This window comes from Gorillibacterium terrae, from assembly GCF_051594785.1.
Lineage (GTDB): Bacteria > Bacillota > Bacilli > Paenibacillales > NBRC-103111 > Gorillibacterium.
Window position 1 is genome coordinate 1 of sequence record NZ_JBPPGI010000008.1, and the last position, 24,406, is coordinate 24,406.

At 60.3% G+C, this 24,406-nt stretch carries 20 protein-coding genes, 1 rRNA gene and 1 riboswitch; of the genes, 17 read left to right on the plus strand and 4 right to left on the minus strand.

The features are described 5' to 3' along the window. The 4 genes from rrf to ACSEXS_RS20940 form a co-directional block, all read left to right on the plus strand. Positions 1–84, plus strand: a 5S ribosomal RNA gene (gene rrf / locus ACSEXS_RS20925); the annotation flags it as partial. A 142-nt stretch (positions 85–226) separates the two neighbouring features. Further along, complete coding sequence (locus ACSEXS_RS20930) at positions 227–2,188, plus strand: sensor histidine kinase (protein WP_438435197.1); 1,962 nt, start codon at positions 227–229, stop codon at positions 2,186–2,188. Continuing rightward, positions 2,163–3,158 (plus strand): response regulator, encoded by a 996-nt coding sequence (locus ACSEXS_RS20935; protein ID WP_438435198.1) that lies wholly within the window; start codon positions 2,163–2,165, stop codon positions 3,156–3,158. Before ACSEXS_RS20930 ends, ACSEXS_RS20935 begins: the two co-directional genes overlap by 26 nt. 163 nt (positions 3,159–3,321) lie before the next feature. Beyond that, positions 3,322–8,772: an immunoglobulin-like domain-containing protein gene (locus ACSEXS_RS20940; RefSeq protein ID WP_438435199.1), complete on the plus strand. Its 5,451-nt coding sequence runs from the start codon at positions 3,322–3,324 to the stop codon at positions 8,770–8,772. A gap of 93 nt (positions 8,773–8,865) precedes the next feature. Here the strand turns inward: ACSEXS_RS20940 and ACSEXS_RS20945 are convergent, their stop codons facing one another. Beyond that, entirely contained in the window at positions 8,866–9,390 is a 525-nt protein-coding gene (locus tag ACSEXS_RS20945; protein WP_438435200.1) for a hypothetical protein, read from the minus strand. Between the two features lie 187 nt (positions 9,391–9,577). Between ACSEXS_RS20945 and ACSEXS_RS20950 the strand changes: the two genes are divergently transcribed. From ACSEXS_RS20950 to rsmI, 10 genes are all read left to right on the plus strand, one after another. Then, positions 9,578–9,760: a sigma factor G inhibitor Gin gene (locus ACSEXS_RS20950; RefSeq protein ID WP_438435201.1), complete on the plus strand. Its 183-nt coding sequence runs from the start codon at positions 9,578–9,580 to the stop codon at positions 9,758–9,760. A 121-nt stretch (positions 9,761–9,881) separates the two neighbouring features. Then, on the plus strand, positions 9,882–11,423 hold the full coding sequence (locus ACSEXS_RS20955; protein WP_438435202.1) for an aminotransferase class I/II-fold pyridoxal phosphate-dependent enzyme: 1,542 nt from the start codon (positions 9,882–9,884) through the stop codon (positions 11,421–11,423). Positions 11,424–11,541: 118 nt separating this feature from the next. Beyond that, a complete protein-coding gene (gene tmk / locus ACSEXS_RS20960; protein WP_438435203.1) occupies positions 11,542–12,204 on the plus strand; it encodes a dTMP kinase in 663 nt (220 codons plus the stop codon). Positions 12,205–12,229: 25 nt separating this feature from the next. After that, positions 12,230–12,559, plus strand: a complete 330-nt coding sequence (gene darA, locus ACSEXS_RS20965) for a cyclic di-AMP receptor DarA (protein ID WP_438435204.1) — start codon at positions 12,230–12,232, stop codon at positions 12,557–12,559. Between the two features lie 4 nt (positions 12,560–12,563). Next, complete coding sequence (locus ACSEXS_RS20970; RefSeq protein WP_438435205.1) at positions 12,564–13,010, plus strand: YaaR family protein; 447 nt, start codon at positions 12,564–12,566, stop codon at positions 13,008–13,010. Positions 13,011–13,062: 52 nt separating this feature from the next. Then, complete coding sequence (gene holB, locus ACSEXS_RS20975) at positions 13,063–14,040, plus strand: DNA polymerase III subunit delta' (protein WP_438435206.1); 978 nt, start codon at positions 13,063–13,065, stop codon at positions 14,038–14,040. Between the two features lie 3 nt (positions 14,041–14,043). Continuing rightward, positions 14,044–14,850, plus strand: coding sequence for a PSP1 domain-containing protein (locus ACSEXS_RS20980; protein WP_438435207.1), 807 nt, complete (start codon positions 14,044–14,046; stop codon positions 14,848–14,850). A gap of 68 nt (positions 14,851–14,918) precedes the next feature. Further along, on the plus strand, positions 14,919–15,245 hold the full coding sequence (locus tag ACSEXS_RS20985) for an initiation-control protein YabA (protein WP_438435208.1): 327 nt from the start codon (positions 14,919–14,921) through the stop codon (positions 15,243–15,245). A gap of 289 nt (positions 15,246–15,534) precedes the next feature. Further along, positions 15,535–16,398 carry a tRNA1(Val) (adenine(37)-N6)-methyltransferase gene (locus ACSEXS_RS20990; protein ID WP_438435209.1) on the plus strand — a complete coding sequence of 288 codons (864 nt, stop codon included), beginning with the start codon at positions 15,535–15,537 and terminating at the stop codon, positions 16,396–16,398. Next, a complete protein-coding gene (gene rsmI, locus ACSEXS_RS20995; protein WP_438435210.1) occupies positions 16,395–17,270 on the plus strand; it encodes a 16S rRNA (cytidine(1402)-2'-O)-methyltransferase in 876 nt (291 codons plus the stop codon). The genes ACSEXS_RS20990 and rsmI overlap by 4 nt, the downstream gene beginning before the upstream one ends. Positions 17,271–17,386: 116 nt before the next feature. Here the strand turns inward: rsmI and ACSEXS_RS21000 are convergent, their stop codons facing one another. After that, the gene (locus ACSEXS_RS21000; RefSeq protein ID WP_058300440.1) at positions 17,387–17,641 is read right to left on the minus strand and encodes an AbrB/MazE/SpoVT family DNA-binding domain-containing protein; all 255 of its coding nucleotides are present in this window, start codon (positions 17,639–17,641) and stop codon (positions 17,387–17,389) included. A gap of 291 nt (positions 17,642–17,932) precedes the next feature. Here ACSEXS_RS21000 and ACSEXS_RS21005 point away from each other — a divergent pair, with 291 nt between their 5' ends. Together ACSEXS_RS21005 and ACSEXS_RS21010 are read left to right on the plus strand one after the other, a co-directional pair. Then, positions 17,933–19,222 carry an HD domain-containing protein gene (locus ACSEXS_RS21005; RefSeq protein WP_438435211.1) on the plus strand — a complete coding sequence of 430 codons (1,290 nt, stop codon included), beginning with the start codon at positions 17,933–17,935 and terminating at the stop codon, positions 19,220–19,222. A gap of 190 nt (positions 19,223–19,412) precedes the next feature. Further along, positions 19,413–20,180 (plus strand): TatD family hydrolase, encoded by a 768-nt coding sequence (locus ACSEXS_RS21010; protein ID WP_438435212.1) that lies wholly within the window; start codon positions 19,413–19,415, stop codon positions 20,178–20,180. A gap of 172 nt (positions 20,181–20,352) precedes the next feature. On the opposite strand, the gene ACSEXS_RS21015 is transcribed toward ACSEXS_RS21010, so the two are convergent. Both ACSEXS_RS21015 and ACSEXS_RS21020 read right to left on the minus strand, forming a co-directional pair. Beyond that, positions 20,353–21,618: an ABC transporter permease gene (locus ACSEXS_RS21015; protein ID WP_438435213.1), complete on the minus strand. Its 1,266-nt coding sequence runs from the start codon at positions 21,616–21,618 to the stop codon at positions 20,353–20,355. Beyond that, positions 21,615–22,373 carry an ABC transporter ATP-binding protein gene (locus ACSEXS_RS21020; protein ID WP_438435214.1) on the minus strand — a complete coding sequence of 253 codons (759 nt, stop codon included), beginning with the start codon at positions 22,371–22,373 and terminating at the stop codon, positions 21,615–21,617. Before ACSEXS_RS21020 ends, ACSEXS_RS21015 begins: the two co-directional genes overlap by 4 nt. Positions 22,374–22,711: 338 nt before the next feature. Next, positions 22,712–22,898: riboswitch (cyclic di-AMP (ydaO/yuaA leader) on the plus strand. 374 nt (positions 22,899–23,272) lie between these two features. Between ACSEXS_RS21020 and ACSEXS_RS21025 the strand changes: the two genes are divergently transcribed. Continuing rightward, on the plus strand, positions 23,273–24,388 hold the full coding sequence (locus ACSEXS_RS21025) for a resuscitation-promoting factor (RefSeq protein WP_438435215.1): 1,116 nt from the start codon (positions 23,273–23,275) through the stop codon (positions 24,386–24,388). Positions 24,389–24,406 lie beyond the last annotated feature (18 nt).

Consider the following 24,406-nt stretch of genomic DNA (forward strand, 5'->3'; position numbering starts at 1 on the left):
CCCATCTCGAACACGACCGTTAAGCCCTCCAGCGCCGATGGTACTTGGACCGCAGGGTCCCGGGAGAGTAGGACGTCGCCAAGCACAATGAACCTCGCATCTTACGATGCGGGGTTTTTTGTTGTGAAATTGCCTGATTTTCGGCGGGAAGGCTTGAACCGGAAGGCTCGGGACCCTATGATTAAAGGGGTTCTTATGGACAAAGCCCAACGAATTGAGGACGACTATGACATCTTGGACGCGATACATCACGGCAGGGCTTTGCCTTATCAGCTTGCTGCTCTTTTTCCTGTACCGGGAGGAGGGACGCCAAGCCGACCATGCCGTTAATGGCGTGCTCGACCTGGCCGCCACTTCTGTGTCGGCGACTCCCCTGATCCCTCTAAACGGAATATGGGAATTCTACTGGGGAAAGTTGCTTCAGCCGAACGACTTCGCCGAAGGCAAGCAAGGCAAACCCGGATGGATGAGAGTGCCCGGCAATTGGACCAAGGGGACAGACGGTCGCTCCTATGCCAACACCGGACTGGCGACTTACCGCCTCAAGCTGGAGCATGTTCCTCCCGGGATGACGTTCGGCATCAAAAAGGAAAATATCCGCAATGCCAGCCGGATTTACGTCAACGGCACGCTTGTCCTGGAGAACGGGGAGTTTAACGCTCAGAAGACGATCGTCGAAAGCAACTACCCGCAAACGGCGTCCTTTCGGCTTCCGGTCCCCACGGCGGACATTATCGTTCAGGTAGCGAACCATAACTACCTGATCGGGGGCATTACCGGCCCCCTGTTGTTTGGGACCCAGGAAGCGATCGTCCTTCACAACAACCGTCACATGATCGCCGAAACCTTTGCCGCTACGTTGATCTTGGCGATCGGCGTTTTTTATCTTCTTCTGTACGCAGGGTCGTCATATTTTCGTCGGAGAGACTTGGCTATCTTTCCGTTTGGCCTCACATGCCTGTTCTCGGCCGTCATGCTTGGCTACCTCAGCCAGCGGACTATCTCGCTTTTGCTTCCCGGGATTGGCTATTGGAGTTTGTTTCGGATTGGCCATATGGCTTCCTATTGCAGCATCATCGCCTTAATTCTCATCGTTCATCGGACGCACGAACCATTCTTGGCGAAGCGTGTGAAGCAAGCCATAACGCTCGTCTATGCATGCTGTATTCCCTGTGTGGCCCTATCTCCTCCGGCCGTCTTTATTCGGCTTGCGGGGGTGATGGGAATCGTCAATTTATCCGTTGTCCTGGGCGTTTTCATCTCCGTACTGGTCAGCTTCTATCGGGGGAGAGCGGCCGTGGAGGCGAGTGTGCATGCGACGCTGATAGCTGCCCTCTATTTGGTTACCGTCTATACCGCGGATGTAGGCCTATACAGCCTCGGACTGAAGGCCGACATGAACATCGGCATCCTGTTCCTCGTTCTTTATTCGTTAAGCTTGGCCGTGCTGGTCATCATTCGGTATTATCTGATTTTCCGGAACAGCGAGCAGGTCTCGCAAGCCCTCGGTAAGGCGGAGCAGAGGTCGCGTCAGAGCGAGACCGCTTTTTTGCAGGCGCAGATCAAGCCGCACTTCCTATTCAATGCGCTGAACAGCGTCATCAGCCTGTGCTACCTCGATGGGGCTAGAGCGGCGGAGGTTCTCCACAAGCTGTCCCGCTACTTGCATCAGTCGTTCGATATGGACGCCAGCTCCGACTATGTCACCATCGCCAAAGAGCTGGAGCTGATCCGCTTGTTTGTGGATATCGAGCGAGTTCGTTTCGGGGAGCGGCTGCAGGTGGACTATGCCATCGATCCGGATGCGCTGGGCGTTCGGGTCATTCCGCTGGTCATCGAGCCGCTTGTGGAGAATGCCATTCGCCATGGCGTTATGGAGAACCGGGAAGGCGGCGTGATCCGACTCAGCATTCGCCGCGAGCGGGAGCGCCTGTGGGTGACGGTGGAGGACAACGGCAAAGGAATGTCCGCCCAGCAGATCCAGGCCGTTCAGGAGGGGGGCGGCAGGCTGCGGAAGGCCGAGGGGAATGGCATCGGCCTCATCAACATCAATGGACGGCTGCGGGAGTTCTACGGCACGGAGCTGCGTTTCGAGACGGAAAGCCATGGGACGAAGGTAACGTTTGATGTTCCCGCCGAGGCGGAGGAAGAGGAGGTACGGGATGATTCGAGCGGTACTTGTGGATGACGAGGCATTGGGCCTCGCTCTTCTCCGGAAACTTCTAGAGGATACGGGACAGGTGGAGATCGTCGGCGAGTACACGGACCCGGAGACAGCGTTAAAGGAAATTCCGCGGCTGCAAGCCGATGCGGCGTTCCTCGATATCGAAATGCCGGAAAAGGACGGAATCAGCCTGGGAACCGAGCTGTTGGAAGGAACGGAAGAGCTGGAGATCGTCTTCGTCACGGCTTATGAACGGTATGCCGTGCAAGCGTTCAAGCTGAACGCGGTTCATTACTTGCTGAAGCCGGCCAGCCCCGAGGCGATTGCCGATACCTTGCTCCGCATCGTCAAGAAGAAGCCGGTGCCTGTCAAGGCGGCGTCGGAGCCGATCAGCTTGCGGTTGTTCGGGGATATCGAATTCCGCAGGAACGGCAGGCCCCTTAAGGTCAATTGGATCACCGCCAAGGTGGAGGAGCTGTTCGCCCTCCTGGTCAGCGAGCCGGGCGGGAAGATCAGCAAATGGCGGATCATGGACCTTCTGTGGCATGAGCTCGAACCGCAAAAGGCGGAGCAGAATCTGTATACGACAGTTTTTCGGCTGAAGAAGGCGCTCAAGGAAGCGGGCATTCAGGCGGCCGTCGAAAATGAGACGGGCGTCTATCGGCTGGTTCTGGAGGCCGTGAGCTGCGATTTTTATGAACTCGAGCACAGCAGCGAGAAGGAAGCGCCGTTGGAGAATTGGCCGGCGGAGCAGACGAACCGGGCGCTCGCGGTCTACCGGGGAGACCTGTTCGGAGAACGAGCCTACCCCTGGAGCCTGTGGCGGCGCGAGTTGTGCTATAACCGGTTCGTCTCTCTGCTGAAACGAGCGCTGGTTCTCTATGCGGCCGAGAAAAACCGCAACGGGGCGAAACGGCTGCTGCTGCAAAAGCTCCCGTTCCTTCTTGAGGAAGATAAGAAAGATGTCAATGACATTTTTCTCAGTTTATTTTGACATAATTCGTCATGAACAATAGGTTCGATTTCATGCTCGAATGGCAGAAAGCCTTATTTTATAAGGCTTTTTTTGCATTTTGGCGTATTTTACCGTGTAAGAATCTTGTAAGCCGGTTCCCGATATTATGACATTATGCCCATAACGAACAGGAGGAACTAACGTGCATAGGCAAATGGTCCTAAGAAAAAAGATCAGCCTTCTTCTCGTCTCAACCCTGCTTCTGTCTTTATTGTCCCCCTTCTTCGCCCAGAATGTCGCACTTGCCGACCCCGGCCAAGCCGGTATCGAGGTTGCGGTAGCACTGGGAAACAGCAGCCAGGATGTGAGTGCGTTTGAACAAGATCTGAAGACGGTGCTGCAGCAGGTTTACGGCATCCCCGGCGATCGGGTCCGTGTGAACGTGTTTGACGAGGCCAACATCAAGGCAACCAATCCTGCCAATTGGCAGACGTACGATCATTATTTCGATAAGAGTTATCCGACGAACGGAAGTGTTCCGGCGGGTTGGGATAACCTCCAGGGTTATCGTCCCTACTTTTATTACAAAGAAAAATATACCCCCGACGCCAATAAATATTTCACGGATATTAGTTCGGCCGACGAATCGCTGACGGGTACGTACTATCGGCTCAAGCATGTCTATGCCAAGGACGGCGACGTTCATTTCCTCGGGTACAGCGAACCCGCGTACAAGGACTTCATGCTGTATCCCGATACGAGCCAGTGGCAGAAAACCATCTCCTTCACCTTGAGCGAGGGAAAGATCGACGTTCACACGCTGGAAGGCGCCGGTTTCCTGTTCAATACGGCGATCGATTCCAACGGAAAGCTGAACGGGTATCTGATTCTGTACGATTACAACGATCCCGCACAGGAAGCGGAGTACGATGAAAATTATGTGGTCACGGCCTATCATCCCAACATCAAGCTGTACAAGCTGACGAACGTGGACGCCGCCCAGTTCCACAACGTCAACAACAGCACAATCAGCGGGCTGGCCGGCGTTCAGTTGTTGAAGACGAAGCCCAGTCAAACCGCATCCTCGATCAAGAATATCTCGATGGACGTCTCCTCGACTAGCCTGAAATTCGTGGAAAATGGTCTAACGATCTATGACACGGCCCGAATCGACCAGGATGTGCAAATCGCGGTCACGAACGGATACGGCTTTGGTCCGCTCGTCAGCTACGTTTCCCATGGCTGTACGGTTCTGACCTACTTTACCTTCAAGAACATCACCATGACCAGCAAGAACACGAAACCATTCAATGATGTCGTTCGGGAGCCGAACTGGGACCCGGGCACGAACCGCTACATCGTCAACTTTACCGATACGGTGGAGCCGGACTTTACCAAGAACAACGATGCCCATAGCGAAGTCCTCTACCGCTTGGGCAAGGATGATGTGCATTACATCGGCGTCGGCAACGACGAACCGACTCTCCGCGAGGAGACGGACAAGCTTGTCCAAGAGAACGATGGAAAAGGCGCGTTTATCCCCAACGAGAATTACCAAAAAACGATTGAAGCGATTGCGGGCTACATCGCGCATAACCTCGCCCCGTCGAGTGCCGTCTCCTTGCCGGTAGCCTCGATTGTCTATACGGCCGAAAATGGCCTGCAGAGCGAGTCTTACGACCCGAACGGCAGCCCCCTGACGGAGCTGTGGAAGTGGAGAACGGTAGGCCAGCCGGATGATCAGTGGGTGCCGGGCAAGCCGGATACCGTGAGCGATTTCGTGTACGCGGACGGCTACTACCTCGTCCACTTGCAGGTCGCCAATGAGGCGCAGGTTTGGAGCAAGCCGGATATGGAGTATCTGTCGCAGAACGGTTTAGCGCTTCCGGTGGCGGAGTTCCACTTGTCCGGACGGGTATTGAAGCACCATGAGGGCCAAACCTCTCTGGTTCTGAACCAGGATTCCTTCCACCCGGCCGGCAGTTCCATCGACGAATATGCCTGGACGATCACCGATTCCATGGGCAACAAGGTCTATGGAAGCGACGCCGCTGAACCCACCGTTGACGTGAGCGAATTCCCGACGGACACCTACACGGTCCAGTTGAAGGTGAAGTCCGGCGACAACTGGTCTTCCGCCTTCACGCAAAAGGCGACCGTCATCAACGACCAGACGGCCCCGCAGATCGAAACCAATGCCGCCTCGAACAAGACGGTAACGAACGGCGTGTTCCAGATCATGGACATCGGCGGCAGCGGGATTCAGGGCTACCGGGTGAAGAAGAACGGCGGTAAATGGAGCGAATGGGTCTCCGGCACAAGCGGATTCTTGGAAGCCGGGGAATGGAACTCGTATGAAATCGAAGCCCGCGACAACGCCGGCAATGCTTCTACCCTCCTCTTATCCAATCTGACGGTCAAGGATACGACCCCGCCGGTATTGGCGAAAGCGACGATTAGCGGCGAAGGCAAGTATGGCGCCGTTCTGGAAGCAACCAGCAACGAGAACGGGAAGCTTTACTACGTTGCCGTTCCGGCGGGCGCTCCCGCGCCATCGAATCAGCAGGTGAAGGACGGACAGAACGCGGCAGGCAAGCCGGCGATCAACGGCCATGCCGCCCTCGGTGCCGATACGCCGGCAACCGTAACGGTAACCGGACTGACCCCGGGGACCGGCTATGACGTATACGCGGTTGCGGAAGACGCGGCAGGCAATCTGTCGGCTCCGCAGAAAATTGCCATGACGACGGCCGAGCTGAAGATTCCGCAGCTTTCGGCGGAGCTCTCTCAGGTGAAGCAGCGGGAGGTTGAAGGAAGAGCGAACAGCACGGAAGCCGGATCGGTCTACTACGTGCTTGTTCCGAAGGATACGGCCGCTCCGAACCGGGAGCAGATCGTCGCCGGGCTGAACGGCGAGGACAAGGCAGCCTTGAAAAAGGGCTCCATCCCGTTGGAAGCGGGTATGGACGCGACCTTCACGGTAAAGGGACTCCAGGTCGAGACCGCTTATGACCTCTACGCGGTGGTACGCAACACGGATGGCGACGCGTTCTCCGATGTCGTCAAGCTGAGCTTTGCCACGCTCGACAATCACCGCGAGCTGGCGGAAGCCGACGCGGCTGCCCTAAAGATCGGCTATGCCGGTCGAGATAACGAGCAATTGGTTACCCGAAATGTCGGATTGCCGGGCGTTGGCATCTACGGCAGCGAGATTACCTGGACGAGCAGCAACCCGGACGTGATCTCGGCGGACGGTGAATTCGTCAAGCCGGACGCTAATACGTACGTCACGCTGACCGCCACTATCCGGAACGGCAAGGAGACAGTAACCCAGACGTTCGTCGTCCGGGCGGTCGCCGACATCCTTCCGCCGGAGTTGACGCTGGCCGGCGAGACCACGGTTAGCGTTAAGCAGGGTACCCTGTACCGCGAGCCGGGCTATACGGCCCAGGACAACTTGGACGGTGACCTGACCCGCCTGGTCACGGTCAGCGGCTATGTCGACACGAACAAGCCCGGTACCTATACGCTGGTTTACAGCGTCAAGGATGCAACGGGCAACGTAACGGAGGTTACCCGGACGGTCATCGTGACGGCCGCCGCGGTCTCGGCGGATGCGGTTATCCCGGCCGGCAACGGCGATGTCGTACCGGACCGCAAGGTCGATGACGCGATCGAAGGCGCCAAGCAGCAGGGAGAGCCGACGATTGTGGTGAAGGTCGACGAGACCGTGACCGTCGGCAACCCGGTCGAAGTGGAGCTGACCAAGGAGAAGGCGCAAAAGGCGGCGGACAATGGGCTGACCCTGACGCTCGAGACCCGCAATGCCTCGATCGAGGTTCCGCTGACCCAAGCGCTGCTCGATTCTCTGCCCGACGGCTCCCGCTTGAAGCTCGTCTGCGAGCAGGTGGATACGGCCAAGCCGGGCAACGAGCCGCTGACGGCCAACATCAAGTCCGGCATGGGCATTTACCAGAATCAAATTTACGACTTCAAAATGGTCAACGTTCAGCTCGATGCGTCCGGCAACGTGCTGAAGGAGCAAGTGATTCCGTCATATGCCTCCGATAGGGACATCAAGCTCGGCATGATGATCGGAGCGGGCATCGACGATCAGGTCTTCATGACCTTCTATTACAACGAAGCGAAGGTGACGTGGGAATACATCCGCGGCCAATACGATTCGGCGAGCGGCCGCATGACGCTGCTTACCCGGCACCTGAGCATCTACTCCGTGATGACCATGACCTTGGAGCAGAAGCGGGCCGAATTGCTCGGTTTGATGAACGGCGGGGGATTGACGATCGAGGAAGTGATCGCCATCGTGGAGGACCCCGATGCGGGCTTCCGCCCGGCAGCGATGGAAACCTATCGCGACTACACCCCGCAGCATCGGGATAATGTCGCGAAGGAGCTTCGCGATGACGCTCCGTATGCGGATTATACCGGTCTGCTGGACAGCTTTGACCAAATCGTACAGGCCGAAAAGGACGGCATCGCCTCCGACCTCATCGCACCGGTGGTCACGCTGAAGGGAGACGCGAGCCTCACCGTTTACGTCGACAGCGCGTTCGCCGATCCGGGCGCGACGGCGGTGGATGACCGCGATGGCGATATCACCAGCCGGATTATCGTGTTGGGCCGCGTGGATACATCCAAGCTCGGCGATTATGTGCTGACCTATACCGCCCGCGACCAGAACGGGAACATCGGCAGAGCCGAACGGCGGATCAGCGTCGTCAACCGCCCCGTCTCCGTCCCGGCGAAGGATACGCTGGAAGTCGTCAAGGGCAAGGAGACGGTTAAGCTTGTCGAGCTTCCGGCAACCGGCACGCCGGTGCCCAACGATGGAGGCATGAAGCAGATCGGCGGGGCTTATGAACTCACTCCGGCCGCCTCCGGAGACAAGGTTCAAGTGACCGTGGCGATTCCGTACGACCCGACTCGGGTAGGTTCCGCCGAGCACCTGTCGGTGTTCTATTACGACGAGACGGCAAAAGCCTGGAAGTCGATCGGGGGAGTCGTCGACAAGGAGAAGCACACCGTATCGGCAACTCTGACCGTCGCCGGGGCGACCAAGGTCGCTTTGATGGAGTACACCAAGTCGTTCAAGGATATTCAGGGACACTGGGCGCAATCGGTTATCGAGCTGCTCGCTTCCCGCCAGATCCTGGAGGGCGACAACACCGGCAGCTTCCACCCGAACATGGGCATCACCCGAGCCGAATTCGCGACTTTGGTGACGAGGCTGTTGGGTCTACCGGTCAAGCCGGAGGAAACCGGCTTTGCGGACGTGTCGGCGAAGGATTGGTACGCTCCTTACATCGCCGCTGCCCGCAATGCGGGCTTGATTAAGGGGATCACCGACACGGAATACGAGCCCGGCCGGATCGTCAGCCGGCAAGAGATGGCGGCGATCATCATGCGGGCTTACCGAAAGACGGCAGGGACAGACATCCTGCCCGAGGCGGCGGAACGCTTCATCGACTCGGGAGCGGCCGGATTCTGGGCTGTCGAGGAGGTCCACGAAGCCAAAGCGCTGGGACTGGTGGAAGGCCGGGGCGGTGATGCCTTCAAGCCGAAGAGCCAAGCCCAAAAGGCGGAAGCCGCTGTCTTGATCTATCGCTTCCTGAAGCTGCTCGGCGAGATTTAACGCCGGAAACGCATCAAGGTTCAAGGCCCAAAAAATACCGGCTTCGAGGGAGTCTTCCCTCGAAGCCGGTATTTGCCTTTTACTCGAATATCCTCAGGGCATATAATAGGAAACTTCCCGCTTGCCGTAGCGGATCAGTCCGCCGGGTTTCAGACGAAGGAAAGCGAGGGCGGCGGCGTAATGCGGCAGCACGAGCCAAGTATGGACGAGCAGCCCGCAGGCGGCGTAAACGGGCGGGAACCAGACATAGAGAAGACCGGCAATGGCCGCGCCCAGGAAGGCGGTCTGATGCAGCATGCGCAGGCAGCGGCGAAACGGAGAATAGCCGGCGGGCAGATAGCCGGCCCAGGGCGAACCGAGGCGGAACCGCCAGGCCTCGGGCAGCGCGCCGCTCAGCCGCTTGTACAGACGGGCGATGAGGAGATGGAGCAGCGGGATGCCCAGCAGGGCGGCCGCGGCCGCATAGGCTCCGTGACTCCCGAACCGGAAGACAAAGGCGGCGCACAGCCCCCCCAGGAGGAGGGCGTAGACAACGCTGATGGCAACCGGTACACTCAGCTTACGGACAAGGGTATAGGTATAGTAGGTGGAATCCTTGGAGAGGGTGCGTTCGGGCATGGGAACCTCCTGTCTCGGGTCTCTTCCTACATATCGGAAAAAAGAGTCGAGAAAAATAGTTTTTGCGAAAAAAAGGCGTACAGACACCGGAATTGGGCGCGCCGCATACCGATAAAGCAAGGAGAACGGAGTTTGAAAGGCTGAAAGATGGGCCATCCTAATAGAAAAAGGAAAGGGGTGAACGAGAATGGAAGAAACGTCCGAGGTGTGCATCATCTGCGGCGAGACGGGCAAAAACGGCATCACCATTATATCCGGATTCATTTGCGAAGACTGCGAGACCGAGATGGTGCGGACCGATGTGCAGGACGAGAAGTATCCGTTTTTCATTCACCGGCTGAAGGCCATCTGGATTCAAAAAAACGCATAAAGCCTTGGCGGCAGCGCGGAAATCGGCGCAAACGGGCTTTTCTTTGGTATAGTGGAGGAGTACCCGAATGGGAACTGCTCCTTTCTTTTGTTTAAAGAGAATCATGGAGGTTGACTATAGCATGACGGACTTTGCGAAGCAGGAACGATCGGGGGATGCCCGGACGGCGGCGAAGGGACGGGCTCCTCTCCTGGAGGCGCTGGTCGATTACCGGGACCGCAAGCTGGGCAGCTATCACGTTCCCGGCCACAAGGGCGGGCTTGGGCTGGACCCGGCGGGCGAAGGGCTGTTCCGAGAGGTCATGGCTATCGATTATACGGAAATCACCGGGCTGGACGATCTGCATCATCCGGCGGGCATCATCCGCGAGGCGCAGGAACTCGCCGCGGCTTGCTTCGGCGCGGACGAAACCCGCTTCCTGGTCGGCGGCAGCACGGCCGGCAATCTGGCGCTCGTCCTCGGGCTCTGCGGCCGCGGCGACTTGCTCCTGGTGCAGCGGAACGCGCACAAGTCGGTGCTGAACGCGGCAGCGCTCGGCGGCGTGCGCTGTGTGTTCCTGCCGGGCCGCACGGACCCGGCGTCGGGGCTCGCCGCCGGGGTGCCGCTCGCGGCTCTGCAGGAAGCGCTGGAGCGCTACCCGGAGGCGAAGGGCGTCCTCTTGACCAATCCGAACTATTACGGGATGGCGGACGACCTGCAGGAAGCCGTCGAGCTGGTCCACCGCCACGGCAAGCCGATCGTGGTGGATGAGGCGCACGGCGCCCATTTTGGCTTTCATCCGGCGCTGCCGCCTTCGGCAATGCAAAGCGGGGCCGATGCTGCGGTGCAGTCCACCCACAAGATGCTCACGGCCATGACCATGGGCGCGATGCTGCATTTGCAAGGCGAGCGGCTCGACCGTCCGCGCATCCGCCGGGTGCTCGCCTCCCTGCAAAGCTCCAGCCCGTCTTACCCGCTGCTCGCCTCGCTCGATCTGGCCAGGCTCCAGTTGGAGACGAACGGCCGGCGGATGCTGGACGAGGCCATGGCCCGTCTGAATCGGCTGACGCAAGCGGCCGAGACATGGAAGTGCTTGGAGCTGCTGCGCCGGGAGGCGGATTCGGCGTATGGCGCCCTCGATCCGTTTAAGGTTACCGTGCGCGATCGCAGCGGCTCGCTGGACGGGTACCGGCTTCAGGAGCGGATCGAAGCCTTCGGCTGCATGACCGAGCTGGCCGATCCCGTTCATGTGCTCTGCCTGTTCACCCTCGCTTCGCCGGACGAGAATGTCGACCGGCTCACTGCTGCTCTGTCGGCAATCGACGCGGAAATTCCGGGAGGAATGCAGGAAAAACGGCAGTTTATGGCGAATTTATCGGAAGATACGCCCGATTTCGAGCTTTCTTTGCCGATTGCGGTGCCTTGGGATTTGGAAAAGGCGCTCTCCTCCGCCTCCGTTCCAGTAGAGGCGGTGCCGCTCGCCGAAGCCGAAGGCTGCTATGCGGCCGAGATGGTGATTCCCTACCCGCCCGGCGTCCCCCTGCTCTATCCCGGCGAGCGGATTACCTCCGCCATGCGGGACCGGCTTCTGCGCTTGGCGGAGGCGGGGGCCCGGTTTCAGGGAACGGCCGGCGACATCCGGGCGGGGCTGAACGTCACCCGCCGGCCTTGGGCCGAAGAATAAATGCAGCTTGGCAAAGGGCCGACTGGAGCAAGGCAGTCTGCACCGATAGAGAGATCAGAACTGCGCGCCGAACCGAAGGGAGAACCCTGAGCGGTTCCGGCGCGGTTGGAGGAACAGCATGAACGGCTACAGCGGTATGTTTATCACCTTTGAGGGGCCGGACGGCTCCGGCAAGACGACCCAAATCGCCCGGGTTGCCGAGGAACTCGCCCGGCAAGGCTTTCCCGTCATGGCCACGCGCGAGCCGGGAGGGACCGCGATCAGCGATAAGATCCGGTCGATCATTCTCGACCCGGAGAACGGGGAGATGGCGGACCGCACGGAGGTTCTTCTCTATGCGGCCTCCCGGGCACAGCATGTCGAAGAGAAGATTCTTCCCGCCCTGCGGGAAGGACGGATCGTGCTCTGCGACCGGTTCGTGGATGCGAGCATGGCTTACCAGGCCTACGGGCTCGGGCTATCGGCCGAGGCGGTGGCCGCAATCAACCGGTTTGCCACGGGCGGGCTCGTCCCGGACCGAACCTACCTGATCGACGTGCCCGTCGCGGTGACGCAGGAGCGGCTCGCCGCCCGGGCGGCGCGGCATCCGGCCCTTGGCCTCGATCGGATCGAGCAGAAGGACGCCGGGTACCACGGGCGGGTTCGCGAGAGCTTCCAAGCGATCGCGGCGGCCGAGCCGGAGCGCATCCGGATCGTTCGGGGGGACCGCCCGCCGGACGAGGTGTTTGCCGAGCTGAGCGGCAATTGCCTGAGCTTGCTTGCAAAGCGGGTAAAGCGATAAGATAGAAGAAGAGGAGGAATTCACGATGAAAATGGTCATAGCCGTCGTGCAAGACAAGGACAGCAACCGCTTGTCCAATGCCCTCATCACCGCAGGCTTCCGTTCCACGAAGCTGGCGACAACCGGCGGATTCCTGAAGGCCGGCAACACCACCTTCCTGATCGGGATCGAGGACGACCGGGTCAGCGAGGTGCTCCAGGTCATCAAGGCGAACTGCAAGGTTCGCGATCAGCTGGTGACCCCGGTATCGCCGATGGGCGGCACCACCGATTCTTACATTCCTTTCCCGGTCGAAGTCCAGGTAGGCGGAGCGACGGTGTTCGTTCTTCCTGTCGAACGCTTCGAGCATTTCTAAAGGCATGCGGATCGATCCGGTTCGCGGCTCTCTGGTCCGCAGCGTAAGCCCCGCTTCCCAAAGCGGAGAGCAGGCGGTTTCCGGCAAAGCCTTCTCCGACTTCCTGCAGCAGCAGGAGAGAGGGCGGCGGGACCCGGAACTCGCGGAGGCGCTGGAGGAAATCCGGCAGCAATCCGACCGCCTGGCCCGCTCCATGACCATGCGGGAGCTGCATGCGTACAAGCGCCTAGTTAAGCGTTATCTGGAACGCACCGCCCGCAAGGGTGTGGGGCTGAAGGATGCGAGAAGCCGCGACCGCCAGGGGCGGGATCGCCAGTACCTGCTCCTGGACGAGATCGACCGGGAGCTTCTGTCGCTTGCGGACGAGCTTCTGGAGACGGAACAGGGGCGCATGGCTCTCCTGACGACCGTCGGAGAGATCAAGGGGCTGCTGTTTCATTCTCTGTCTTGACCTATGTCTTGAATCCAAGAATACCGGGCGAACGGGCCGGAAAGGAGGAGCCATGGGGCTGCAAGAAAAAACGGGGCAAGAGCGGATTCGGAGCATTCTCCGCGCAGCGGTGAAGAACCGGAGCCTGTCCCATGCCTATATCATGAGCGGACCGAGAGGTTCGGGCAAGCGGGACATGGCCCTCTGGCTCGCCCAGGCCGTCTACTGCGAGAGATTCCAGGAGGAGCCGTGCGGCGAATGCGCGGAATGCCGCAAGGTGCTCCACGGCAACCACCCGGATTTTCTCTGGACCAAGCCGGACGGGGCATCCGTCAAAATCGAACAGATCCGCGACCTGCAAAAGGAGTTCAGCTACCGCTCCGCGCAGGCCCGCAAAAAAATATATGTCATCGAGCAGGCCGACCGGATGACGGTGCAGGCCGCAAACAGCCTGCTCAAATTCCTGGAGGAGCCCTCGGCGGATGTCCTGGCCCTGCTCCTCACGGAAAACGGTCAAGCGCTGCTGCCGACCATTCAATCCCGCTCCCAGTGGCTGTCCTTTGTACCGGAGAATCCCGAGACCATGGCCTCGGCGCTGATCGCGGAGGGAATTCCCGCGAGTCTGGCCCGCACCGCCGTCCGCCTCGCGGCGGGGCTGCCCGCGGCCCGCGAGCTGGCGCAAGCGGAATGGTTTGCCGAAGCGAGAACGACGATGGTACAATTGGCGAAGGAGACGCTGACGCGTTATCCGGCGGCGCTCCTTACCGTACAGCAGAAACTGGTGAAGGGCGAGCTGGCCGAAAGGCTGGATACCGTCCTGGATCTTTGGCTCCTGTTCCTTCGGGACATGATTCAGCTGCAGTGCGGCCGCCGCGAACAGTTGGTTTTTGCCGATCAGGTCGACTGGATGGCGGACAAAGCCTTTTCCCGGGGAGCCCACGATTGGGTTCGGGCCATGGAGCAGGTAACCGACGTCCAGAAGCGGATAAGATACCATGCGAATTCCCAGCTTGCTGTGGAAAAGCTGATTCTGGACATGCAAGGAGGTTAGATTTTGTATTCTGTAGTAGGGGTGCGCTTCAAGCGGGCGGGCAAGGTCTTTTATTTCGATCCCCACGAGCTGCCGGTTGAAAAGGACCAGAGCGTCATCGTCGATACGGCGAGAGGCCTGGAATACGGCAAGGTGGTGATCGGCAAGCGCGACGTCCCGGAAGACGATGTTGTCCTGCCGCTCAAGAAAGTCATTCGGATCGCGGACGCGAACGACGCCGTTCTGGTGGAAGGAAACCGGAAAGCGGCGGGCGACGCGTTTCATATATGCCAGGCGAAGATCAAGGACCATAACCTCAAGATGAAGCTGATCGACGTCGAGTATACGTTTGACCGCAACAAGATTATCTTTTATTTCACCGCAGACGGCCGGGTCGATTTTCGCGAGCTCGTCAAGGACCTGGCGAGCATCTTCCGTACGCGGATCGAGCTCAGGCAGATCGGGGTGCGCGACGAAGCCAAGCTGCTCGGAGGGATCGGTCCCTGCGGGCGAATTCTCTGCTGCTCCTCGTTTTTGGGCGATTTTGAGCCCGTGTCGATCAAGATGGCCAAGGACCAGAACCTGTCGCTGAATCCGACGAAGATTTCCGGTCTGTGCGGCCGACTGATGTGCTGCCTCAAATATGAGCATGATAATTACGAAAGCGTCCGAACCGAGCTGCCGAAGCCGGGCAAAATTGTCCTCACCTCCTATGGAACCGGCAAGGTGCTGAGCCTGAACACGGCGGAGCGGTCCGTTAAGGTGCAGATCTTCGATCTGAACAACAAGGTGATGGAACTGCCTGCGGACGACGTGGCCGAGCAGGATTGATCGCTGCCCCGTGGCGCTTGAGCCGGAATTGCCGCTAGCTACCCGTGAACCTTGAGGTGAACGAACTCATGAAGGATATTTTTCTTCAGCTGGAGCAAATTGAAGACAAGATGGGCTTGACCTATGCGGACTTGGGCGTGCTGAAGCAGAAGATCGTGGCGCTCCTCGAAGAGAACCAGCGGCTTACGCTGGAGAACCAGCAGCTCCGCGATCTGTTGAAGAACGGAGAATTGCCTCCGCCCGCGCCGGAGGACCCGGAAGCCCCGGGAGTCGGCGAAGGATTCGACAATCTGCTGCGCTTATATAATGAAGGGTTTCATATTTGCAACGTGTACTATGGACACCTTCGGACCGAGGGAGACTGCCTGTTCTGCCTTTCGTTCCTGAACAAGTAGGACAAGCGGGCATCGGCGAACGGTAGCGAAGCCGCAGGGACAAGGTCCCTGCGGCTTTTTTTCAAAGCGGCGGACCGCATTCAAAGCGGCGGACCGCATTCAAAGCGGCGGACCGCATTCAAAGCGGCGGACCGCATTCAAACTGGCGGACCGCAATCAAAGCGACGGCCCGCATTCAAAAGCGGCGGCGGCAGCCAAACCGGCCGACCCCGCGAAAAGCAACGGTAGAGCGTTCGCTTAAGGGGCCCGGCAGCGAGCCGAGGAACCCGGATTAGACGGAGGTAAGCGTGTGGAAGAACAACCGAACGAGCTGCGGCTTAGGCCCGGCGAGCGGATCGATGATCTCTTAAGAAACGACCTTAAACTCATTCAATCGGCTGAAGTGTTTTCCTTCTCCATGGACGCGGTGCTGCTGGCGCATTTTTGCTCCGTTCCGGCCAAAGGACGGGTCATGGACCTCTGCACCGGCAACGGCGTCGTGCCGATTCTGCTGACGGCGAGGACGAGGGCTTCGCTGTGGGGAGTGGAGATTCAGGAGCGGCTGGCCGACATGGCGCGGCGCAGCGTGCGGCTGAACGGGCTCGGGGAGCGGGTTCAGATCGACCGGTTGGACCTGAAGGAAGCGCCTGCCGCTTACGGGCATGGCCGGTTCGATCTGGTGACCGTCAACCCGCCCTACCTGCCGGTGCAAGCGGGCGAGCAGAACGGCAATCCGCATGTGGCAGCAGCCCGGCACGAGATCCACTGCACGCTCGAGGAGGTGACGGCTTCCGCCTCGCGGCTCGTCAAGGCGGGAGGCAAGGTTGCGATGGTGCATCGGCCCTCGCGGCTGGCCGATATCCTGATCCTGTTCCGGCAGTACCGGCTGGAGCCGAAGCGGCTGCGCTTCGTCCATCCCCGCGAGGGGGAGGAAGCGAACATGGTGCTGATCGAGGCGATCAAGGACGGCCGCCCGGAGCTGCGGCTCTTGCCGCCGCTGATCGTCTATCAGGCCGACGGACGTTACTGCCCGGAGCTGCTGCGGGTGTATTACGAGCCGCTTGCGGCAGGGCCGGTTACGGAAGATTCGGAAAGCGCCGGGGCGGCGTCCCCGTTAGCGGTCCCGGAGGAAACCCACACCGAGAAATCGAGCAGAGGAGAGACGGCCCGATGAACATTCAGAAGAGCTTTCGGGACGAGCCGGTCACCGGCACGCTGTATTTGATCGGCACGCCGATCGGGAACCTGGAGGACATGACCTTCCGCGCCGTTCGGCTCTTGAAGGAAGCCGACCTAATCGCCGCCGAGGACACCCGGCAGACGCGCAAGCTCCTGACGCATTACGAAATAGCGGGGCGGCTCGTCAGCTACCACGAGCACAACAAGGAGGCGAGCGGCCGCGAGCTCCTGCGGCTGATGGAGGAGGGCCAGACCGTGGCGCTGGTCTCCGACGCCGGCATGCCGGCCATCTCCGACCCGGGCGCCGATCTCGCCCGGGGGGCGATCGAGCGCGGCATCCCGGTGGTGCCGGTGCCCGGCGCCAACGCGGCGCTCTCCGCGCTCGTCATGTCGGGGCTGTCCACCGAGCGGTTCTTGTTCTGCGGCTTTCTGCCGCGGGAGAAGAACAAGCGCTCGGAGGAGCTGGCGGCGCTTCGCGGAGAGAAAGCGACGCTCCTGTTCTACGAGTCGCCGCACCGGGTCGCGAAGACGGTGGAGGCGATGCTCGCCGCGTGGGGCGACCGCGAGGCGGCGCTCGTGCGGGAGCTGACCAAGCGGCATGAGGAGGCGGCGCGCGGCACGCTCGCGGAGCTGCTCCGCCACCTGGAGGAGCAGCCGCCGCTCGGTGAATACGTGCTGGCGGTGGCGGGGGCTTCCGAGGACGGCGCGGCCCGGGAGGAGGACGCCTGGTGGGGCGGACTCAGCGCCGCCGAGCATGTCCGCCGCTACGAGGAGGGCGGCGAGGACCGCAAGACGGCGATGAAGAAGGCCGCCGCCGACCGGGGCGTATCGAAGCGGGACATCTACCGGGAGCTGCTGGAGGACTAGCGAAGCAAAAAAAGATCCCCGAAGCGCGCGGCTGCCGTTCCGCGCAAATCGGGGACAAGGAGTATGAAAAAGGTTATAAATAACAATGGGATTTCTTTCATTATACTATAGGTGGATTACTTTGTCACCGGTTCCGGCATATCTTGAATGCAGTTATTGCAAACAATTTTGCCCTTGAAATACGTTACGTTCTCAGCGTTGCCGCAGAAGATACAAGCCGGTTCATACTTCTTCAGCATGATGCGCTCGCCGTCTACATAGATTTCGAGAGCGTCCTTTTCACCGATGCCGAGCGTGCGGCGCAATTCGATCGGAATCACCACACGCCCCAGCTCGTCTACTTTTCTCACAATCCCAGTTGATTTCATCATCGTTTATCCCTCCGCGTTATATGTAGGATCGCCTTATCGCCATAATTCGACAGGAAACTCTCTGTATGATACCAACCATTCCCATAATAGTCAATAGAGAAAATTGGCTTCTTTTTGCGAGGGGAGACAAAATAGCGCTAATCCTAGAGAAAACGGCTGAAATGGCGATTAATTCCCCTGAATTTGGCCGGATGACCGGTCCGATAAGGCGGATTGAAATGTCAAGCGAAAGATGACATCATTCGACATTCCGCACAGGTGCTGTCGAATTAGAAGGAGGCGTGGCAACGAATGGGCAGACTGAAAGAGGAAAAGGTGTTTAAAGATCCGGTCCACCGGTACATTTATGTTCAAGACGAGATCATCTGGAATCTGATCAATTCGCCGGAACTTCAGCGGCTTCGCCGGATTCGGCAGCTCGGCACTTCGTACCTGACGTTTCACGGAGCGGAGCACAGCCGATTCTCGCATTCTCTCGGCGTCTACGAGATCGTCCGGCGAATTCTCTCGCAATTCGAGCGCAGCGGCTACGGAGAGCTAACCGAAGAAGAGCGGCTCACCTGCCTCTGCGCCGGCCTGCTGCACGATGTCGGACACGCCCCGTTTTCTCATTCGATGGAGAAAATATTCGGCGAGCATCACGAGACGTGGTCCTGCCGGATTATTCTGGGGGAAACGGAGATTCACCGCATCTTGAGCGAAGCGGGCGACGGATTTGCCGAACGGGTGGCCGGGGTGATCTGCAAAACGCATCCGAACCCGGTGGCGGTCAGCCTGATCGCGAGCCAGCTCGACGCCGACCGGATGGACTATCTGCTGCGCGACGCATATTTCACCGGGGTCAATTACGGCACGTTCGACCTCGACCGGATTCTGCGGGTGCTGCGTCCGCTGAAGACCGGGGTCGTCGTCAAGGAGAGCGGCATGCACGCCGTCGAAGACTATCTGATGTCGCGGTATCAAATGTATTGGCAGATTTACTTTCATTCGGTCACGCGCAGCGGGGAGATCCTGCTGACCAAGATCCTCAACCGGGCGAAGACGCTGCACGAGGAAGGCTACCGCTTCGCCTATATGACCGCTCCGCTCCGCCGTCTTCTGGAGGGGACGCTCGATGTCCGCAGCTACCTGAAATTGGACGAGGCGCTCATGCAGGCGGCGTTCTCCGAGTGGGTGGAGGAAACCGACCCGATTCTCGCCGATCTGTGCGAGCGGTTCCTGAACCGCCGGCTCTTCCGCTATGTGCCTGCCGAAGACATGCCGGGCCAGCTGTTCGAGGAGCTGCGCCGGGAAATGCAGCGCATCGGCTGGGACCCGGACTACTACCTGGAGATCGACTTTCCCTCCGATTTGCCGTATGATGTGTACCGACCCGGCCAGGAGGACGAGAAGCGGCCGATCCTGCTCTTGGGGCCGGAAGGAGAGCTGAAGGAAATTTCCCGCGCTTCCGAGATCGTCCGCTCGATCAGCGGAGTTCATTCCGGCGAGAGCCAGCTCTACTATCCGGCGGAGCTGCTCCAGGACGACCGCCTGCCGCAGGCGGTGCGGGAGCTGCTGATGAACGGCAAGCGCCGCTCCTAACCCAAGGACGAAGCGCAGGAGAGCCGGTTGTAAGCGAGCGGAAGGGCGGTAGGCGCAGGAGAAGCCGGAGAGGGCAAACCTGCGATCAGCGGGAGGACACCGGCGGCCGGAACGAACGGCGACCGGCAGCGGCCCCCTGGGGCAATCGATCCATTTCCCACAGCAAGATTACCAAAAGGAGACGAAGGCTATGCTTACGGATTCGCATGCGCATCTGAACGCGCCGGAGTTTGACGAAGACCGGGCGGAGACGATCGCCCGGGCCCGGGAGGCGGGAGTGACACGGATCGTCAACATCGGCTTCAACCGTGAGACGATCCCCAGCTCGCTCGCGCTCGCCGAGGCTTATGATTTCATCTGGACGGCGGTCGGCTGGCATCCGCAGGATGCCAAGGACATGCAGCCCGGGGATTTGGAATGGATCGAGGAACTGACGCGGCACGAGAAGGTGGTCGCGATCGGCGAAATCGGGCTCGACTATTACTGGGACACGTCTCCCAAGGACGTGCAGGACCGCGTGTTCCGCGAGCAGATTCGGCTCGCCCGCAAGGTGGGCAAGCCGATCATCATCCACAACCGCGACGCCCATCACGATATCGTCGAGACGCTGAAGCAGGAGAAGGCCGCGGAGGTCGGCGGCATCATGCACTGCTACTCCGGCAGCTGGGAGACGGCGAAGCAGTGCCTCGATATGAATTTCTATATCTCCTTCGGCGGCCCGGTGACGTTCAAGAACGCCCGCCAGCCGAAGGAAGTGCTGGCTCAGGTGCCGCTCGACCGGCTGCTCCTGGAGACGGACTCGCCTTATCTGACGCCGCATCCCTTCCGCGGCAAGCGCAACGAGTCGGCGCACGTGCGGCTCGTCGCCGAGGCGGCGGCCGAGCTCACCGGGCTGTCGGTCGAAGAGATCGCCCGCATCACGACAGAGAACGCCATCCGGCTGCTCGGCATTCGATAAGGAAGGCGCGGTGCTTCGAACGGGTGCCGCAGCCCGATTGACACGTGCAAGCGTTCCCTCGCTTGCAACGGGCCATGTTAAAACAAGCCCCCCGATTCGCCGCAGGTACGGCGAGCCGGGGGGCTTGTTGCTGGAATTCCGCAAGCGTGCGTCCGCATGCGGGTTGAAGGGCTTAAGCGGCGTAGAAGTCATCCCGCCGCCGCTTGCGGCTTTGCACGAGCCCGAGGGCGGCGGCGAAGGCGGCTCCGCCGCAGAAGCAGGCGGCGGCGAGCGGCCAAGCCACTCCGCCGGCAGCCAGGACGAGCGCCAGGACGAGCGCCTGAACCGTCAGCGCGGCCGCGGCGATGCGGCCCGCGGCCGCGCTCGCCGCTCCGGGAGCCAGCGGATACAGGTAGAGCCAGGAGCTGTAGCGGTGATAGCGCGGCAGCGACGCAGCCTGCAGGCCGGACAGCAGCAGGGCCAGGATGAAGCAGGCGAGCTGCGCGGGAGCGGAACGGAAGAGCAGCATCAGCAGCGCGAACACCACGGTTACCCGAAGCGACATGGCAAACGGCTCGCGGCGCAGGTAGGTCTTGGCGAACAGGTAAAGGGGCGCGCTGCCGGGACGAAACGGGAGGCGGTCCGCCAGTCCGGCGAGCACGGCCCGCCGCTTGACGGCCCCGGCCAGCTCCGGCACATCCGTGAACCAGCTCAGGAAGTGAAAGTGCCGGGCCGCGTGCCGCTGCTCGAGGCCGATCAGCCGCTCCCAGGGCAGCGGCAGCTTCCGCCCGGCGGCGAATAGCGCAACCGCGACCGCCCCCAAGGCGACGGCGGCCCCGAGCGCGGCGGCGAGCCCGAAGCGCCAGAGCGCGAAGCTGGCGGCCGCGGCGAGCGCCCAGCGCAGGGCGGCGGCCGTCCGGCCGAGCGCCGGGCTCGTCAGGCGCGGCTGCCCGATGCCCGCGGCCAAGGCGGCCGCTTTAGCCGCGAGCGCGGCGACGAGCGCCGCCGCATAGGCCAGCCGGTCCGGCCCGGCGGCGCGCAGGTAGAGCGGCCACAGCAGCGTGAGTGCCGCTGCCGTGATCAGCGCTTGCTTCACCGCCGCCGAGCGCACGGCGCGCCGGAGGTACGCGGCCATCGCCGGCTCGGCCGGCAGCAGGAACACCCGGTCGGCGCGCTCCAGGTAGGTACGGACCGGGCTCCAGCCGATGGACAGCGCCAGCACCGGGACCGTGATCCAGCGGTACGGGAAGTCGGCGGGCAGCCGGTCGAGCGCCCAGGTGTAGGCGGGCCCGGCGGTGAGCAGGGCGAGCGCCGCCAGCATTCCGGCGCCGCTGCGGAGCACGTCGCGCCAATAGGGCAGCACCCTGCGCAGCCAGCGGGCCCGGCGTTCGCGGTAGAGCGCCGCCGTGTCCAGGCCGGAGCCGCGGACACCGGCCGCCTGACGGCTCGGCGCGCTCATAAGACCCCTCCCTCGCCGCTGCCGCCGACCAAGCGGAAGAAGATCTCGTCGAGTCCGGCGTCTGTGCCGAGTCCGGCTTGGGTGCGGATGTCCGTCAGCGTGCCGCTCGCGGCCATCTCCCCGTGATCCAGCACCACATAGCGGTCGCAGTATTTCTCGATGGTCGAGAGGATGTGCGAGCTGACCAGGAAGCTGCAGCCCTTCTGCTTGAACGCCGCCATCAGCTCGAGCAGCGAGCGGATGCCGAGCGGGTCGAGACCAAGGAAGGGCTCGTCGATGATGTAGAGCGGCGCCTCCGTCAAGAAGGCGTTCATCAGCATCACCTTTTGCCGCATGCCCTTGGAGAGGTGCCGGGAGAAGCTGTCCGCCTTCTCCGTCATACGAAACCGGGCAAGCAGCTCCTTCGAGCGGGTTTCGTACGTGCTTCGGTCCAGCCCGTACACCCGCGCGGTCAGCTCCAGGTGCTCGCGGATCGTCAGCTCCTCGTAGAGCTCCGGGCTCTCCGGCACGAAGGCGAGCGAGCCGCGGTACAGCCCGGGGTCTTCGGTTAGGGTGACGCCGTTCACCCGAATTTCGCCCTGCTCCGGCGTCATCAAACCGAGAATATGCTTGATCGTGGTACTCTTGCCGGCCCCGTTCAGGCCGACCAAGCCGACCATTTCGCCGGACCCCAGAGAAAAGCGGATATTCCGAATGACCGGCTTGCGGTAAATGTATCCCCCGTACAGCCCGTCCACCGTTAAGACCGATTGCATGACAGCGCCTCTCCTCCACAAAAATAATTCAAAAAAACCGCTTCCATTTTTCGTTCGCTCCGCAACTTTTTTGTTCATCAAAACGTTAAAATAGAGACGAATCGAGTCCCCTTTATTATAAACCGGGGATACCGGGAAGCAAGAAAACTATAAAAAACCGAGTATCGCTCCGATTCAGGGCGATTTAGCGAGCATTGGCCTCTTCTCTTTCGGCGATTTCCGCTTATCAGGCGGATTTGGCCCTTTTTTGCTGCATGCGGACCGTTTGGCGCCCTTTACATGTCTCGCCGTCAGGGCGTATCATACATTCAGGATAACTTAATATACCATGCCAATTTTCCAAAAGTTCGCTGAGTTCCATTTGGGAAACGGGGGAACCGCAAGCGAAGGGCCGCTTATCCAAACGGGCCGTTCGCGGGTTTTAGGGGTGAATCGCAAGGGGAGGAGAACGTTCCTGTCCGAGCGTAGGGCGACTCTCTCGTCCGAATCCGTCAGCTAACCTCGTAAGCGTTGAAGAGAGAGGTATTGATCGGGCGGGTCTACGTAGCCACGAGAAGTCCTCTTCTTATGGCTTTTTTGTGTCCAAAATCGCCATGAGAATCTCAAATGGGAAAAAACAGGAACGGAGGTGAGGAAGCGGAAGTGCCGTTTTACGATCTGGCAAATGGTAAACGGAAATTGGCGAAGTGAGAGTTCCGCAATCGAGCGTTCCTTATCGGCGCGGTTGCGAAGCAAGACGACTACCAAAATCCATAGTCACGTCAGATGGAATCATGCATAACAGTCGATGGCGAGGCTTTCAAGGAGGACCGAAACAAGTGGGAGATCAGGCAAACCGAACCCCCCATGAGAAACGATCATCCAGCATGTCCTTCGCATTGCGTTGGAAGCATGAAAACGTGCGCAGGTTTACATTTCTTGCCTTGTTCACCCTCGTGGTGACCACTATGTTTTTCATGTTGCTGAACGGCACCCAGACCAAGAGCGTGGCTCTGGTCGTTAACGGCGAGGAGCAGGTGCTTAAAACCAAGCACCACACCGTCGAGCAGTTGTTGGATGAAGCGAATGTCCAGGTCGGCGCATACGACCGCATCTCGCTGGCGCTGGACGCGCCGCTGAAGCATGGAGACCGGATCGCCATCGAGCGGGCCCGGACGATCGAATTGGACGCAGACGGCAAGGTGCAGACGTTACATACGGTAGCGAAGACCGTAGAAGCCGCATTGGACGAATTCCATATCGCCGTGGACCAAGACGACCGAATCACTCCGTCGCTGACCGCCGCTCTGGCGGAGAACAATCAAGTCAAGATCGTACGCGTCACCAAGGAAAAACAGCAAGTCGCCGTACCCATTGCCTTCAAAACCACCACGAAGCAAGACGCAACGCTGCTTAAAGGCAAGCAGCAGACCCTCCAGGAGGGCAAGGCTGGCAAGAAAATCGTGACCAAGGAAAGAATTTTCGAGAACGGCGTTATGGTCAAGGAAAGCGTCCTTGGCGAAACCATCGCCGCCCAGAGCGTGGCCAAAATCGTTGCAGTCGGAACCAAGAAACCGGTGGTTGCCCTGGCGGCAAAGCCGGCGGTAAAAACAACCGCGAAAACGACCGCGAAAACGACGGCCGCTAAGACAGAGAAAGCAAAGGCGCTCACCGTGGTGAAAGGCGGCGTGCCCATCAGCTATAAGAAGATCTTGAACAACGTAACCCTCACCGCTTATTCCGCAGGCGTTGAATCCACCGGCAAACGGCCGGGCGATTCCGGCTATGGCCTGACCCGCACGGGCACCCGGGTGACGGAGGGACGGACCATTTCCGTCGATCCGAACGTCATTCCGCTCGGCTGGTGGGTCTATATCGAAGGCGTCGGCTACCGGCGGGCCGAGGATACGGGCAGCGCTGTGAAAGGCGCGAAAATTGACGTTTACTATGACAGTGAGGATTACGCCCAGCAGTTTGGCCTCAAGCGAGGCTACACCGTGTATGTGATCGGGCCGAAGAAGCCGACGGTGGAGTAGGTCCGGGCATTGCGCCGG